At 69.0% G+C, this 14,177-nt stretch carries 12 protein-coding genes and 2 pseudogenes; 11 read left to right on the forward strand and 3 right to left on the reverse strand.

What is annotated here, in order from left to right:
- The first annotated feature begins 65 nt into the window (after positions 1–65).
- On the forward strand, positions 66–1,289 hold the full coding sequence (locus FHP89_RS03170) for an MFS transporter (RefSeq protein ID WP_144176290.1): 1,224 nt from the start codon (positions 66–68) through the stop codon (positions 1,287–1,289).
- Entirely contained in the window at positions 1,286–1,408 is a 123-nt protein-coding gene (locus tag FHP89_RS21125) for a hypothetical protein (RefSeq protein ID WP_260851462.1), read from the forward strand. The genes FHP89_RS03170 and FHP89_RS21125 overlap by 4 nt, the downstream gene beginning before the upstream one ends.
- Here FHP89_RS21125 and FHP89_RS03175 read toward each other — a convergent pair.
- Positions 1,405–2,286 carry a LysR family transcriptional regulator gene (locus FHP89_RS03175; protein ID WP_186300259.1) on the reverse strand — a complete coding sequence of 294 codons (882 nt, stop codon included), beginning with the start codon at positions 2,284–2,286 and terminating at the stop codon, positions 1,405–1,407. The genes FHP89_RS21125 and FHP89_RS03175 overlap by 4 nt on opposite strands.
- An 18-nt stretch (positions 2,287–2,304) precedes the next feature.
- Between FHP89_RS03175 and FHP89_RS03180 the strand changes: the two genes are divergently transcribed.
- On the forward strand, positions 2,305–3,240 hold the full coding sequence (locus FHP89_RS03180) for a LysR family transcriptional regulator (protein ID WP_144176292.1): 936 nt from the start codon (positions 2,305–2,307) through the stop codon (positions 3,238–3,240).
- 51 nt (positions 3,241–3,291) lie between these two features.
- Here FHP89_RS03180 and FHP89_RS21290 read toward each other — a convergent pair.
- Positions 3,292–3,609, reverse strand: a pseudogene (locus FHP89_RS21290) (DUF2917 domain-containing protein); the annotation flags it as partial.
- A gap of 111 nt (positions 3,610–3,720) precedes the next feature.
- On the opposite strand from FHP89_RS21290, the gene FHP89_RS03190 reads away from it, so the two are divergent.
- From FHP89_RS03190 to FHP89_RS03200, 3 genes and pseudogenes are all read left to right on the forward strand, one after another.
- Positions 3,721–3,918: a hypothetical protein gene (locus tag FHP89_RS03190; RefSeq protein ID WP_144176294.1), complete on the forward strand. Its 198-nt coding sequence runs from the start codon at positions 3,721–3,723 to the stop codon at positions 3,916–3,918.
- A 17-nt stretch (positions 3,919–3,935) separates the two neighbouring features.
- Positions 3,936–4,136: a hypothetical protein gene (locus FHP89_RS03195; RefSeq protein WP_144176295.1), complete on the forward strand. Its 201-nt coding sequence runs from the start codon at positions 3,936–3,938 to the stop codon at positions 4,134–4,136.
- Positions 4,137–4,148: 12 nt separating this feature from the next.
- Positions 4,149–4,547 (forward strand): annotated as a pseudogene (locus tag FHP89_RS03200) (CmcJ/NvfI family oxidoreductase); the annotation flags it as partial.
- Between the two features lie 182 nt (positions 4,548–4,729).
- Here the strand turns inward: FHP89_RS03200 and FHP89_RS03205 are convergent.
- Complete coding sequence (locus FHP89_RS03205; protein ID WP_144176297.1) at positions 4,730–5,197, reverse strand: hypothetical protein; 468 nt, start codon at positions 5,195–5,197, stop codon at positions 4,730–4,732.
- 293 nt (positions 5,198–5,490) lie between these two features.
- Between FHP89_RS03205 and FHP89_RS03210 the strand changes: the two genes are divergently transcribed.
- The 5 genes from FHP89_RS03210 to FHP89_RS03230 all read left to right on the forward strand — a co-directional run bounded on the left by FHP89_RS03210 (position 5,491) and on the right by FHP89_RS03230 (position 14,151).
- Entirely contained in the window at positions 5,491–8,010 is a 2,520-nt protein-coding gene (locus tag FHP89_RS03210) for a cytochrome c (RefSeq protein WP_260851463.1), read from the forward strand.
- A gap of 15 nt (positions 8,011–8,025) precedes the next feature.
- The gene (locus tag FHP89_RS03215; RefSeq protein ID WP_144176298.1) at positions 8,026–8,928 is read left to right on the forward strand and encodes a hypothetical protein; all 903 of its coding nucleotides are present in this window, start codon (positions 8,026–8,028) and stop codon (positions 8,926–8,928) included.
- Positions 8,929–8,938: 10 nt separating this feature from the next.
- On the forward strand, positions 8,939–10,885 hold the full coding sequence (locus FHP89_RS03220) for a hypothetical protein (protein ID WP_144176299.1): 1,947 nt from the start codon (positions 8,939–8,941) through the stop codon (positions 10,883–10,885).
- Between the two features lie 11 nt (positions 10,886–10,896).
- Positions 10,897–12,405 carry a c-type cytochrome gene (locus FHP89_RS03225; protein WP_144176300.1) on the forward strand — a complete coding sequence of 503 codons (1,509 nt, stop codon included), beginning with the start codon at positions 10,897–10,899 and terminating at the stop codon, positions 12,403–12,405.
- 276 nt (positions 12,406–12,681) lie between these two features.
- Entirely contained in the window at positions 12,682–14,151 is a 1,470-nt protein-coding gene (locus FHP89_RS03230; RefSeq protein ID WP_144176301.1) for a c-type cytochrome, read from the forward strand.
- Positions 14,152–14,177: the final 26 nt, after the last annotated feature.

Genomic DNA, 14,177 nt, shown 5'->3' on the forward strand with positions numbered 1-14,177 from the left:
TCTTCGCTAGTCGGGCGCGGCGCCGGCGCTAGGGTGTCATCACCCAACCCCTTCAGGAGAACAACATGACAACCCCATCCTGGCGCTCGCCCGCGCTGGTCATCGTCTGCGGCGGGCTGATCCTCAGCCTGGCGCTGGGCATGCGTCACAGCTTCGGCCTGTTCCTGCAGCCGATGAGTTTCGACTACGGCTGGGGGCGCGAGACCTTCGCCTTCGCCATCGCCCTGCAGAACCTGCTGTGGGGCATCGCCCAGCCCTTCACCGGCATGGTGGCCGACCGCTTCGGCGCCGGCCGGGTGGTGGTCTTCGGCGCGCTGGCCTATGTGGCCGGGCTGGTGCTGATGCCGTTGTCCGACAGCGGCGTGACACTCAGCCTGTCGGCTGGCCTGCTGGTCGGCCTGGGGCTTAGCGGCACCGGCTTCAGCATCATCTACGGCGCCATCGGCCGCGCCGTGCCGCCGCATCGGCGCACTGCCGCGCTGGGCACCGCCGGCGCGCTCGGCTCGCTCGGCCAGTTCGCCATGCTGCCCTTTGCGCAGTCGCTCATCAGCAGCGCCGGCTGGGCCGACGCGCTGTGGGTGCTGGCCGCCACCGTGGCCGTCGCGTTGCTGCTGGCGGTCGTCGTGGCCGAGCCGCGCACTGCCACCGCGCCCTCGGCCACACCGCCGCAGGGCCTGTGGAGCGCGCTGACCGAGGCCTTTTCGCACCGCGGCTTCTGGCTGCTCGGGCTGGGCTTTCTGGCCTGCGGCTTTCAGCTGGCCTTCATCGGCAACCACCTGCCGGCCTTCCTGACAGACCAGGGCTTGAACGCCAATGTCGGCATGCGCGCGCTGGCGCTGGTCGGTCTATTCAACGTGCTCGGCACCTGGGCCTGGGGCCAGATGGGGGTGCACTGGCGGGCCAAGAACCTGCTCAGCATTCTCTACCTGCTGCGCGCCGGGCTGACCGCCGCCTACATGGTCCTGCCGGTCACCGCCACCACCACATACGTATTCGCCGCCGGCATGGGTTTCCTGTGGCTGGGCACCGCGCCGCTGACCAGCGCGGTGCTGTCGCAGATCTTCGGCGTGCGCTACATCTCGACGCTGTTTGGCTTCGTGTTCTTCAGCCACCAAGTGGGCAGCTTCCTCGGGGTGTGGCTGGGCGGCCTGGTGTTCGACGCCACCGGCAGCTACGACGTGGTGTGGACGCTGTCGGTCGGACTTGGCGTGCTGGCCGCGCTGCTGCACTACCCCATCGATGACCGCACGCCGGCCGCCGCCCCGGTGCCGGCAGGACGCGCCGCGTGAAACACCCCGGTCTCTGGCTGGCGCTGGCGATGACGGCGGTGGCGCTGCTGGCCGCCCGCGCCTGGACCTCGCCCGACCTGCTGCTGGCGCTGCAGTCGCTGGGGGCGCTGTGCCGTTAGGCCACGGCCAGCGCCACCAGCGCATTGACGGCGCGGCGCGCCAGCGCCTTGCGCTGGCCGCGCTCGGTGAGCGAGATGGCATAGTGGCCGGCATCGATCCGCGCCGGATGGAGCGGACGAAGCCGGCCGCTGTCGACATAGGGCGCCACGCTCAAGGTGCTGAGCAAGGCGGCCCCACCGCCGGCCAGGCAGGCTTCGAGCGCGCTGAGCGGGTCGTCCAGCATCACGCCGTAATGCAGCGGCGCGCTGTGGCCAAAGGCGGCGACGCACCAATCGGACCACTCGACCACGGTCTGCCGCAGCAGCGTCTGCTGCTGGAGCTCGCCGAGGCTCACCGGGCTGGGCAACGGTGAGCGGGCATCCACATACGCACCGATGCGAGCGCCGAACAGGCGGGTGAGGCCGGACGCCTGCGGATCGGCAACCAGCTCGATGAGAATGTCGGTGCGCGGGTCGGCCGGGGCATTGGGCAAGCGCGTGGCGCTCAATTCCACTTGCAGCCGGGGCAGATCCAGGGCCTGGCGCAGCGCGGCCAGCTGGCCGGTCAGCCAGGTGGCCCCGAGCACCGGCGTGACATCGATATGCAGCGTCTGCTGCGCGCTGTGACGCAAGGCGTGGGAGGTGTTGCGAAAATCCGCCACCAGCGCGCTCAGTTCATGCTGGCAGGCGGCGGCCGCGGCGGTTGGCGCCACACCACGCCCGCGGCGCGCCAGCAGGGCGATGCCCAGGGTGCGTTCGAGTTGGCGGATGCGGTGGCTGATCGCCGAGGGCGTCACCGACAGCTCGTCGGCCGCCCGCGCCAGCGAGCCCAGGCGCAGGCTGGCTTCGAGCGCCAGCAGCTCCCGCAAGGGCAGATCACGCAATAATGAACGACTCATCGACTGGAGCCTCCTTGAATGTCGACACCGCCCGCCCCCTTGCCACCGTTGCATGCGCTGGCCGCCTTCGAAGCGCTGGTGCGTCACGGCACCGTGGCGCGAGCGCTGAGCGAACTGGGCGTCAGCCGCGCCGCCCTGACCGGCTCGCTGGCGCTGCTCGAAGCGCGCACCGGCCTGCAATTGTTGATCCGCCACAGCCCGACCGTCGAGCTGACCGACGAGGGCCTCGCCTACTACCACGCGGCGGCGGCCTTCGCGCGTGGCGCGGCCGACTGGCTGCACGGGCTGGGCAGCGGCTTTGCCACCGAGGTGCGCATCGCCGCCAGCCCAGGCGTGGCACGGCTGTGGCTGGCACCGAAGCTCGACGCCCTGCGCGCGGCCTGCCCCGGCGTGGCGCTGACACTGTCGGCGAGCGAGAGTTTGTCCGATCTCGATCGCAGCGAGTGTGACATCGCCATCCGCTACTGTCATCCGGCGGACCATGAAGACGGCCGCATCCTGTGGCACGAAACGCTCGGCGTGCTCGCCCCGGCCAGCCGTGCGCTGGCGCTGGGGCTGCGCGCCCTGCCCGAACTGCTGGCCAGCGAACCGCTGATCGAGCATGCCCGCCTGCCGTGGACGCGATTGACGCGGCAGCTCGGGCTCACCGAGCTACCGCGCCCGCCGGTGCTGGTCTGCCATGATCTGTACGCCGCGCTGCTGGCCTGCGCGCGCGGCGATGGACTGGCCCTGATGCCGGTGCAGCTGACGCAGGACTTCTGCACCCGCCACGGCCTCAAAACCGTGCACCCGTTGCGCCTGCCCGACAAGAGCTATGTGCTGCTGGTGTCAGCGCGCGGGCAGGCCCGGCCGGTGGTGCAGGCCTGTGCCAACGCGCTCGCCGCGCTGGCGCAGCCCGTTGCCGAGTCGGATACAGGCCTCGCCCATGGCGCGCAGGAGCCGCCGCCCGACTGAATCGTCGGCCGCGCCAAGCACCAGGCTGGCCGCGGCCCGCCCGGTCACCACCACCGGCCCGGCACCACCGGCCGTGTGGACATCGCCCGCGGCCAGCAGCACATCCCGGCCGGGGCGATACTCGGTCAGCCAGACGCTGCCCGCCCGGCACCCGACCGTCGTCCCCGGCGGCAGGCGCAGCACCGTGCCGGGGTTCAGCTCGACCGTCCATCGCACATCGTCGCTGGCATGCATTGTCATGTCCTCCTCGAAATCCCATCGTCCCGGTGCCGGAAAAAGGCCGCCCCCGTGGGGGCGGGTCCGGGCCGTTGCTGACGCACCCGAAGGCGAAACGCCAAGGGAGGGATGGGACAAGGCCAGACTAAACATGCCTGTCGGCTGAGCATTGAATTTTGCTGGACGCGCCCGCAGCAGTTCTCACCTGAGGCCGCGCCACCGGACGCCACCATGCCTGTCATCGACACTGACGGAGCAGGCCCCATGACATCCAAACGCTCACGCTTGCCGTGCATCGAATTCTGGTTCGACCCGGCCAGCACCTATTCGTATATCGCGGCGGCCGACGTGACGCGGCAGGAGGCCGAGGGGCGCGCCCGCGTCGACTACCGCCCCTTCCTGCTCGGGCCGATCTGCGCCGCGCTGGCGCCACCTCGCTCGATGTCGAGGACTTCCGCCTGATCGAGCACCACAGCCAGATGGCGGACTTCCTCGACACCCGCGAGCTCGCCGACACCTACTACCGCGAATGCGCCCTGCTGGCGCGCGCCCTGACCGGTGCCCGGCTGGCCATGGTCTTCGACCACCTGGTGCGCGAGCGCGAGGCCGACCGGCCGGCCCTCGGCTTCGGCCGCGAGGGCAGCACCTCGGCCGCGGTCGGCCGGGTGCACAATGACTAGACCGAGGCCTCCGGCCGGCGCCGGCTGGAACGCCAGTGCCGCGGCATGGACGCGCGCGAATACACCGGCCGCTTCACCATCGTGAACCTGTGGCGGCCGCTGGTCGATGAGGTGTGCGACACCCCGCTGCCGGTGTGCGATGCGCGCAGCGTGCGCGCCACCGAGCGCATCGCCGCCGACATCCACTACCCGCAACGCTGCGGCGAGATCTACCTGCACACCTATTCACCCGCCCACCGCTGGTACTACGCCCCGCGCATGGGACGCCACGAGGTGCTGGCCTTCAAGTCCTACGATTCGGCCACCGACGTGGCACGCTTCACCCCGCACGCGGCCTTCGACGAGCCGGACATCCCCGAGGGCACGCCACCGCGGCGCAGCATCGAGGTGCGCGTGCTGCTGATCTACTAACCGCGGGGCACCGGCGGCAGCCGCGGCATCGGCACCGCGGTGGTCGGGCGGGTGGTCGGGTGGTCGGCGGCGACCGCGTCGACATCACCGGTCGGTAGGACCACGCCAGCCATCACGCCGGTGCCGCGGCACGATGTCGGCAACAGCGCGAGCATGCGGCACATAGACCCGCAGCTCTTCGCTCAGTCCCACTGCAATTCGCGCAACTGCCAATCGCCGTCGGCACGCACCCACAGGCCGCGCACCTGGTAGATCCGCCCGGCCTCGGGGATCAGCCCCTCAGCGCCGGTGAGTACCACCGACGCGTTCGACCAGGCTTGGTCGGGCGTGTGCGAGAGCGGCTCGACCGTCACGCCGGTGATCACCACGTGAATATTTTTGTAGCGCAAAAAATAGCCCGCGAGCAGGCGCTGCACGCCGGTCTTGTCGAGCTGTCCGGGATCCGTGCTGGGGCCGCCGCGAAAGGCCTCGGCGAGTTCGGCGCGGACGGTGGCATTCTGATGCTCGGCAATGCCTTGTTCGATACGGCCGATGGCTTCGCCAATGGCTTGTTCCGGCGAGGTTTTCTGGCACGCGGCGAGGGCGGCGATGAGCGCCAGACAGAGGCATGAACGGGCGCGTCGGGGCAGGGGGATTTCGGGCAGGCGCATGGCCCCATCATACGGTGACCTCGAGTCGCGCGTCCAAGGCGAAAAGCCGCCAGGAACGGCCCACCGGGCGGCGCTGACGAAAACACGCCCGTCTTGCAATCGACCGCTGGGGTGCTACACCAAGTACACAGAACCATAAAAATATGACGATGGCGCGCGACTTTGCTGCGAGGCGGCGCCATCTCCCGATCAGAGCCCCTTTACCCCGAACGTTTTCGGGGGTTTCGCGGCAACGCGCTTCACCGCGCGCGCCGTTTTGGGCCGGTCGTCACCGCGTGTCTCGGAGGCCCGACATGGTCCGCCTGTTTCTGCTTGTCATCGCCCTGTCTGCCAGCTTCATCACCCCTATGGGCCGCCTCGCCCATGCCGCACCGGTGGTGCACGAGCAGGACATTCCCTACTTCGATTCCTGCGCGCGCGAGGGGCTGAACGCCTCGGAGTGCGCCGGCCGGCTGATCTGGTTCAAGGCCACGGCGGGCAACGATCGCTTCCACACCTATGTGTTTCAACAGCGGGTGGGCGTGCTGATCGACTGGTTCCGCGTGCTGCGCTCCGATGAGCGCGGCGAGCGCTTCCGCGCCTGGGGCGGCATTAATGACCCGGCCTGCTGTACGCCGGGCGAGCCCAACTGCCCGGCCAAATCACTGGAAGAAACCTATGGCCTGGACTGGTGCCCCGGCGACGAGGAATTGCTGAAGTATGTCGGCAAGGCCGGCTACACCGATCCGGCCTGCGACTTTCACGACGCACCGCTGGCCGAGGTCGAGGTGCACGGCCCGACCGACCAGCGCCAGTCCGCCTGCGATCTGAAGTTCGGCACCTCGACCGGCATGCTCGGCATCCGCAAGTTTCCGAATCCGCGCTTCGACCGCGACAAGTGGGTCAAACTCAACGGCAGCGCCGGCACCTGGGAAGGCTACAACCGCAAGATTCCGGCCGCTGGCGGCTCGGATGAACCGGCCAAGAGCCGCCTGCTCGACGGCGCGGTCGAGCCGCCCTACCTGATCGGCACCGCCTGCGGCTCCTGCCATATTTCCTTCGACCCGCTCAACCCGCCGGCCGACCCGGCCCATCCCAAGTGGGAGAACATCAAGGGCCTGCTCGGCAACCAGTACTCGCGCATCTCCGAGATCATGGTGTCGGGCATGGCCAGCAACACGCTGGAGTGGCAGATGTTTGCCCACGCCCGGCCGGGCACCAGCGACACCTCGGCCATCCCCAACGACCAGGTGAACAACCCCGGCACCATGAACGCGCTGATCAACATCCCCCAGCGGCCGGTGTTCATGGGCGAAAAAGTGCTCAAGTGGCGCAAGGCCAACAGCTGCGAGGGCAAGGCCGCCGCCACCTGCTGGTGCGAGCCGGCTCGCGAGGGCAAGTGCTGGGAGAAGTCGCTGGCGGATGAGACCGTGCATCACATCCTCAAGGGCGGCGAGGACTCGATTGGCGCGCTCGAAGCCATCCAGCGCGTGTATTTCAACATCGGTTCGTGCTCGGAGCAGTGCTGGGTCAATCACCTCACCGACCTGCGCGTGGCCGACCCGCAGCAGCGCGGCTTTGGCCAGACGCCCTTCAACATCGGCCAGTGCCGGCGCGACTGCCCCAACTTCCGCGCGATTGAAGACCGGCTGGGCAACATCCTCGACTTCTTCATGTCGGCCGAAGCGCGCAACACCGACCTGCGCGAAGCGCGCGAGACCGGCCTGCGCAAGGCCGACCCCAGCGCCACCTACGCCACGCAGGACCTGATCGCCGATCTGGAAAAAGAGTTTGGCGAGGGCGCCGTGGCCCGTGGGCAACAGGTGTTTGCCACCACCTGCGCACGCTGCCACTCTAGCCAGCCCGAGGCAGCAGCCGGGCAGTTCGACGCACTGGACTTCTACAAGATGGACGAGAAGAGCGGCCTGCGCGCCGACTGGCTGGGCAATGACGCACCCACGCTGGTGTCCGAGGTCGGCACCTTCCGCTGCCGCGCCCTGCACAGCAACCACATGACCGGCAAGATCTGGGAAGAATACGGCTCGGAAACCCTGCGCGCGCAAGCCGCCGACCCCAACCTGGCCGAGCCGGCCGATGGCGGGCGCAGCTACTACCGCAACATCTCACTGATCAACCTGTGGGCGCACGCCCCCTTTCTGCACAACAACGCGCTCGGCCCCGAGCTGTGCGGCAAGCCGGCCAACAAGGCCAACGCCTTCTACGCCATGCGCCCGCGCTATGTCGACGGCAACACCCTGTCGTTGCTGCCGCCCGACCAGCAACCCGCCTGCTGGGAGTACGACCCCAGCGTCGAGGGCCGCTTCAAGCTCTACAAGGCGAGCATGGACGAGTTGCTCAACCCGGCCAAACGCATCCCCAAGGTCACACTGCTCAACGAGGATGTGACCCTGCGCGTCGGCCCGCGGCTGTGGGACGGCACCGAGAAGGAGAAGCTGGTCGGCTTCTCGCTCACCATCCCGGCGGTCATCGACGGGCGCGGCGTCAATGCCGGCACGGTGGGCAACTTCCAGCACAAGACCTTCGTGGTCGACCTGGTGCAGGCCAAGTTCAAGCCCAAGGAGGTTGAAGCGCGGCTGGTCAAGCAATGGGGGCCGGATGCCGGCAAGCGCGTGTTCACCGACCTCAAGGCCATCACCGAGGAGGTCACCAGCCAACCCAACGGCCTGGTCGAGGCGCTCAAGAAGCGGCCCTATCTGGTCAAGCAGATCTACTCCTCCTGCTTTGCCGAGATCGAAAACGCCGGTCACCGCTTTGGCGAAGACCTCTCCGAGGCCGACAAGAAGGCCCTCACCGCCTTCCTGGCCACCCTGTAAGCGAGGAGGACCGCCATGACAACGCACCGCACCGCCCGCCTCCTCGCCACCGCCGCCGCCCTCGCCCTGCTCGCCGGCTGCGGCGCCAAGGAAGACAAGACCCCGCCGGCGATCAGCTTCGCGCCCTACGGCGAAGCCCACAACGCCAAGCCTGATTTCGCCGAACTGGAGGCGCAGCACCCGCTGTCGGTCGAGGAGCTCTACAAGATCACGCCCAAGAACCTCGCCCTGCTCGAGCAGGAACAGGTCGACCAGATCTACGCGCGCCTGTCCGCCGGGCCGATCCCCGAGGGCCCCTACGAGGGCGACCTGTTCTTCCCCAAAGGCGGCAGCGGCAAGCTGCGTCTGTCGGAGATTGCCGGCGGCGGACTCAAGGGCCTGCTGGTGAACGTGGCCGGCAAAAAGCTCGACCTGATGGGCGAGATCCTGTGGAAGGGCAAGGTCTTCTACCGCGACGAGCGCCTGCTGCGCAATCGCATCGAAGATCTCAAAACCCTCAAGGCCGTCGGCCTGATCGAAGAGAGCGACGCCAACCCGCTGCAGGAGATCACCGTCAACGGCAAGGACCAGTGGCTGCTCTTCCCCGCGCAGTTGTACTGCGGACAGAGCCTGCTCGACGGCCGGCGCGAATCCATCATCATCGACTACGCCTTCACCGACCAGCTGCCCGGCTACCGGCGCATGCCCGACATGATGGCCGGCCGCGACGGCTTCGCCATCCGCGACGAGGTGCGCATGATCCGCCCCGGGCTGTATCTGGGCCGCGCCTATATCGACCGCGCCTTCGTGGTGAACTTCGTGCTCTACAACAAGGCCGTGGACGAAGCGGGCAAGGCCGGCTACCTCGCCACCGGCAAGACGGCGGAAGACTGCTGGACCGGCACCCAGCACCGGCAACTCGTCGCCGCGGCGAAATGAGGCCGCGCCCATGCGCAGCGCGTGGCGATCCCTCGGCCTGCGCCTGCTGTGCGCGTTGTGGCTGGCGCCGTCGGTCGTTTGGGCCGAGGGCGCCTCGCTGTTTGCGCAGCTGATGACCCCGCCCGGCCAGCCCGCCGCACGCGTTACCTACCCCATCGAGGCGCTGGTCGCGCAACTGCGCGGGCAAGTCTCCGCCAACGGCGGCGAGGCCGGCGATGGCCTGCCGCTGGTGCTCATCCCGCTCGGCCGCTCGCTGCAACGCCACACTGCCGGCGCCGCGCACTATTTTGAATCGCCCCGCGTGGTCGTCGCCGTCACCGGCGAGCCAGCCGCCACCGACCGCCCGCTGCTGCGCGACCGGCTCTACCTCGGCTACCACGAAGCCGCCGGCGTGCTCGAAGTCATCAGCTACAACGACAGCGCCGGCCGCTTCGAATTCGAGATCGTGGACGACTACCGCGAGGGCGCCACGCCCCGCCTGCGCGCCGGCAATCGCGGCCTGTGCCTGGCCTGCCATCAGAACGCCGCGCCGCTGTTCTCGCGTCAGACTTGGGACGAAACCAGCGGCAACGCGGCCATCGCCCGCCTGCTCAGCGCCGCCGGTCGCGACTTCTACGGCCTGCCCTGGCGTCACGGCGTCGACGTGGCCAACGCCATCGACGACGCCACCGACCGCGCCAACCTGCTGTCCATCGCGCAGACCGTCTGGCAACACGGCTGTGCCCATGCCGACCGCCCCACCGCCGTACGCTGCCGCGCCCGCCTGCTGTGGCGCACCCTGCTCGACCGCCTCGGCAGCCCCGCCACCGGCCGACTCACCGACGACCCGGCGCTGGCACCGCTGGCCGCCCACTGGTCGCAACGCTGGCCCGACGGCCTGCCCGTGCCCAACCCCGACATCCCCAACCGCCAGCCCTTCGCCGCCACCTTGCCCTGGCAGGCGCTGCCGACCGAGCCCGCCGAGCTGCGCCGCGTCGCCGACGTGGCCGAACGCTTCGACCCGCTCGCCCTGCGCCCGCCGCTTGGCCACTGGCGTGTCAACGACGCCGCCACGCTGCCAAACCTCATCCACGCACTCGGCCAGTTCATTGCCGACGTCGACATCGCCGCGCTCGACCATGCGCTGCGCGGCGCAATCGGCATGCAGGCCGAAGCCCTCACCCTCGAGTGCAGCCGCCGCCATCGCCCCGAGCGCGAAGACCTCGACTGCCACCACGCCAGCGGCCTCGCCCTCAGCGCCCGGCGCAGCGCCGACCAACTCAAGATCGACCGCCTCGTGCTCGGCGCCGGCCCAGCCCGCAGCGCCCCGCCGTTTCGCCGTGGCGCCGACGGCCACTTTTACCCCGCCGGCACCGCCCCGCGCACCCCCGAGGGCGCAGCGCTTCGGCGCATCGAAGTGAGCCCGGGCGCGGTTCGCGTCCTGCTCACCGACGATCTCGCCGCCCTGCGCACCCATGTCGACCGCCTCGTCGCCGACACCCTCGCCGGCCGTAGCGACGCCCTCGACGACGCCCCGCTGCGCCGCGCCGCCGTGCTCTCACCGTTGCTGCCCATGCCCACCGAACGCCCCGCGCCGGTGCCGACACTGGCCGAGCGCAGCAGCCCCGACGACCCCGATCTTGCGCCCTTCTACAAACACTGCGGCCTGTGCCACGACAGCACCGAAGCCTTCCCGCCCGGCTTTTTGCATGGCGACCGCGACACCATCCGCGCCGCCGTCGACCGCTGCGCCCCGCGCATGGCCCGCCGGCTGGCGATGTGGGCGTCGCCCGCCGGCACGCGTGAAAAAACGCCCATGCCGCCCCCGGCCTCGACCCAGGCCGGCGACATCCAGCACAGCGGCGATCTGGCCTCGATGCGCCAATGGCTTCACGGCCGGCTGCAAGCCAACGGCCACAACCCGGCACAACTGGCCGCCCGCCCCTACGCCGACCTGCCCGACTGTGCGGTCTTTTGAGAGACGACGCGATGGCCCATCCCGACTCCTCCCCCCCGCCCCGCCATCCCCACTGGCTCGGCCGCAGCCTGCTGTGGCTGCCCTGGGTGCTTGGCCTGGTCGGCGGCATCTACGCGCTCGGCCGCTTCACCGCCGACATCCCGGTCGCCTATGCCGACGCGCCCAGCCACTTCAAGTACGGCTCCACCGGCGGCGAGCGCGAATCGGGCTTTCCGTACTGGATATGGAAGGTGCTGCCCAAGGTCTGCCCCGAGCACCTGCCCGGCGACGGCTACCGCTCGATCGGCTTCACCTACGAGCCGGGCAAGGACCTGCCCATCGGCGTATCGAAGCGCTTCAACCTCGGCATCGACCGCGTCTTCCTCAACTGCGCCGCCTGCCACGCCAGCACCGTGCGCGATGCGCCGGGCGCGGCACCGGCGGTATACCTCGGCATGCCGGCGCATCGGCTCGATCTCAAAGGCTTCGAGACCTTCTTCTTCAACTGCGCGGCCGGGCCGAAGTTTCGCAGCGAGTTCATCGTGCCCGAGATCGAAGCCGCCGCCGGCCGGCTCAGCCCGCTCGATCGCTATGTGGTCTACCCGGTGGCGATCAGCCTGATGCGCGAGCGCCTGCTCATGCTGCGCGAGCGTTTCGCCTTCGCCTTTGAGCAGCCCGACTGGGGGCCGGGCCGGGTGGACACCTTCAACTCGGCCAAGATCCTGTTCAACTTCCCCATGCACCAGCTGCCCAAAAAAGAGCTGCTCGGCGCCTCTGACTTCCCGTCCATCTGGCTGCAAGGCCCGCGCATGAAGCGCGACGACGGCGAGCGCATGGAGTTGCACTGGGACGGCAACAACACCCGCACCGAAGAGCGCAACAAGAGCGCCGCCTTCGGCACCGGCACCACGCCGCCGACCATCGACCTGCGCGCCGTCGGCCGCATCGAGCAATGGTTGCTCGACCTCACCCCGCCGGTCTGGCCCTACGCCATCGACACCGAAAAAGCCGAGCGCGGCAAGACGCTCTACGCCGCCACCTGCGCCGCCTGCCACGGCGCCAGCGGGCGCGACTTTGCGGGCAAATACGTCGGCCATGTCACGCCGATTGCCGACATCGCCACCGACCGCGCCCGGCTCGACTCCTACACCTACACCCTGGCGGTCAACCAGAGCACGCTCTACGCCGGCTACCCGCACCGCTTCCAGCATTTCCGCAAAACGCACGGCTACGCCAACATGCCGCTCGACGGCCTCTGGCTGCGCGGGCCCTACCTGCACAACGGTTCGGTGCCCACCGTGCGCGACCTGCTCAACCCCGCGGCCGACCGCCCCACCCGCTTCTGGCGCGGTAACGACATCATCGACCGCGACCGCCTCGGCTTTGTCTCCGACGTGGCCGCCGAACCCGACCGGCAGTACTTCCCGTTCGACACCACCGAGCCCGGCAACGGCAATGGCGGCCACGAAGGCGCGGCCTACGGCACCACGCTGGCGCCCGAGGACAAGGACGCCATCGTCGAATTCTTGAAGACGTTTTGAGGGCCCGAGAATGAACCCCCTCCCGCAAAAACGTAGCCCGGATGCAGCGCAGCGGAATCCGGGAACACCCGCCCGAGCGGGCACACCGCGTGTCAGCCAAGGGCACCGCGCGGTCCACAAGCCATTGGGACTCGGCACACTGCTCCCGGATTCCGCTGCGCTGCATCCGGGCTACGCCCTGGCCACCCCGCACCTCCCCGGCGCACCCCGTAGGGTGGGCGGCTTGCCCGCCCACCACACCGCCGGCCCCGGCACACCCCCCGGAGGGCCCATCGCATGAGCCTCGCCACCAACACCAAACCCCGCCGCACCTGGCTCGCCGTCCTCGGCCTGGTCGTACTCTTCGGCATCGCCGCCGGCGTCTATGGCTGGGTCAAATTCTTCCGCGAGGTGCCGCAACCGGCGTGGATCACTGACGACCCCGAGATGCGCTTCAAATACGGCTCGATCGGCGCCGAGGCCGACGCCGGCATTCCCTACTGGATCTTCTACGTGCTACCGCGCGTCTTCCCCGACAAACTCCCCGGCCCCGGCGGCTACGCCAGCTTTGGCGTGGCGTGGGAGCAAGGCATGGAGTTGCCGGTCGGCTTCACCAAGAAAACCATCGGCTTCGACCGCGTGGCCAACACCTGCGCCGTCTGCCACACCGCCACCTACCGCGAGTCGGTCGATTCCAACCCGGTGTTCGTGCCCACCGGCCCCAACCACACACTCGATCTGGCCGCCTTTTTCCGCTTCCTCATCGACTGCGCCAAAGACCCGCGCTTTGACGCCGATGTGCTCATGCGCGAAATCAACCTCGTCACCGATCTGGCCTGGGACGACGCCCTCATCTACCGCTACCTGCTCATTCCTATTACAAAGAAACGTCTCCTCGAACGCCAGACCCAGTTCGCCTGGCTGTACCACCCCGCCTTCCCCGAGTGGGGGCGCGGCCGCGACGACTCGATGAACCTCACCAAGTACTTCATGATCGAGTGGCCGATGGACGACACCTTCGGCCCCACCGACATGCCGTCCATCTGGAACCTCGGCAAATACCAGGCCGACAAGGGGCACCGCATGAACTTTGCCGGCGACAGCCACAACGCCTATTCGGTGGTCATCGACTCCGCCCTCGGCCTGCTCGGCGCGCCGCCCAAGGACAATGCCGAATTCCTCAAACAGATCGACTGGATGCTGGACTACCTCAAGGCCGCCCGCGCCCCGGCCTACCCCTTCGCCATCGACACCGTCCTGGCCGAGCGCGGCAAAGCCGTTTTCGACGCCACCTGCGCCGGCTGCCACGCCAGCGAGCGCACCGGCACCGTCGTGCCCGTCGAAGAGGTCGGCACCAGCCGCGACCGCATGGAAACATGGAACGAAAAGGCCGCGTATGAAGCCAACAAGGTGGTCACCGAGATGGGCATAAAACGCGAAGGCCTCGTCGAAGAGCCCCTGCGCGGCTATGTCGCCGCCTTCCTCGACGGCATCTGGCTACGCGCGCCCTACCTGCACAATGGCTCCGTACCCACCCTGCGCGATCTGCTCGAGCCCCCCGCCAAGCGCCCGGTCACCTTCTGGCGCGGCTACAACCTGTACGACCGCGAGCGCGTCGGCTATGTCACCGCCGGCGAAGACGCGGAGTACTACGGCAGCCTGCACGACACCCGGCTCAAGGGCGGCGGGAATCAGGGGCACAACTACGGCACGGGCTTGCCCGACGAGCACAAGGCGGCCTTGGTGGAGTATTTGAAGACGCTATGAGCTTCGCCGCCCCGCGCGTCCGCAAG

The organism is Denitromonas ohlonensis, from assembly GCF_007625205.1.
GTDB classification, from domain to species: domain Bacteria; phylum Pseudomonadota; class Gammaproteobacteria; order Burkholderiales; family Rhodocyclaceae; genus Nitrogeniibacter; species Nitrogeniibacter ohlonensis.

Coding starts and splice junctions, on each gene's coding strand:
- FHP89_RS03170 (WP_144176290.1), top strand. CDS start 66: ATGACAACCCCATCCTGGCGCTCGCCCGCGCTGGTCATCGTCTGCGGC.
- FHP89_RS03175 (WP_186300259.1), bottom strand. CDS start 2,286: ATGAGTCGTTCATTATTGCGTGATCTGCCCTTGCGGGAGCTGCTGGCG.
- FHP89_RS03180 (WP_144176292.1), top strand. CDS start 2,305: ATGTCGACACCGCCCGCCCCCTTGCCACCGTTGCATGCGCTGGCCGCC.
- FHP89_RS03190 (WP_144176294.1), top strand. CDS start 3,721: ATGACATCCAAACGCTCACGCTTGCCGTGCATCGAATTCTGGTTCGAC.
- FHP89_RS03195 (WP_144176295.1), top strand. CDS start 3,936: ATGGCGGACTTCCTCGACACCCGCGAGCTCGCCGACACCTACTACCGC.
- FHP89_RS03205 (WP_144176297.1), bottom strand. CDS start 5,197: ATGCGCCTGCCCGAAATCCCCCTGCCCCGACGCGCCCGTTCATGCCTC.
- FHP89_RS03210 (WP_260851463.1), top strand. CDS start 5,491: ATGGTCCGCCTGTTTCTGCTTGTCATCGCCCTGTCTGCCAGCTTCATC.
- FHP89_RS03215 (WP_144176298.1), top strand. CDS start 8,026: ATGACAACGCACCGCACCGCCCGCCTCCTCGCCACCGCCGCCGCCCTC.
- FHP89_RS03220 (WP_144176299.1), top strand. CDS start 8,939: ATGCGCAGCGCGTGGCGATCCCTCGGCCTGCGCCTGCTGTGCGCGTTG.
- FHP89_RS03225 (WP_144176300.1), top strand. CDS start 10,897: ATGGCCCATCCCGACTCCTCCCCCCCGCCCCGCCATCCCCACTGGCTC.
- FHP89_RS03230 (WP_144176301.1), top strand. CDS start 12,682: ATGAGCCTCGCCACCAACACCAAACCCCGCCGCACCTGGCTCGCCGTC.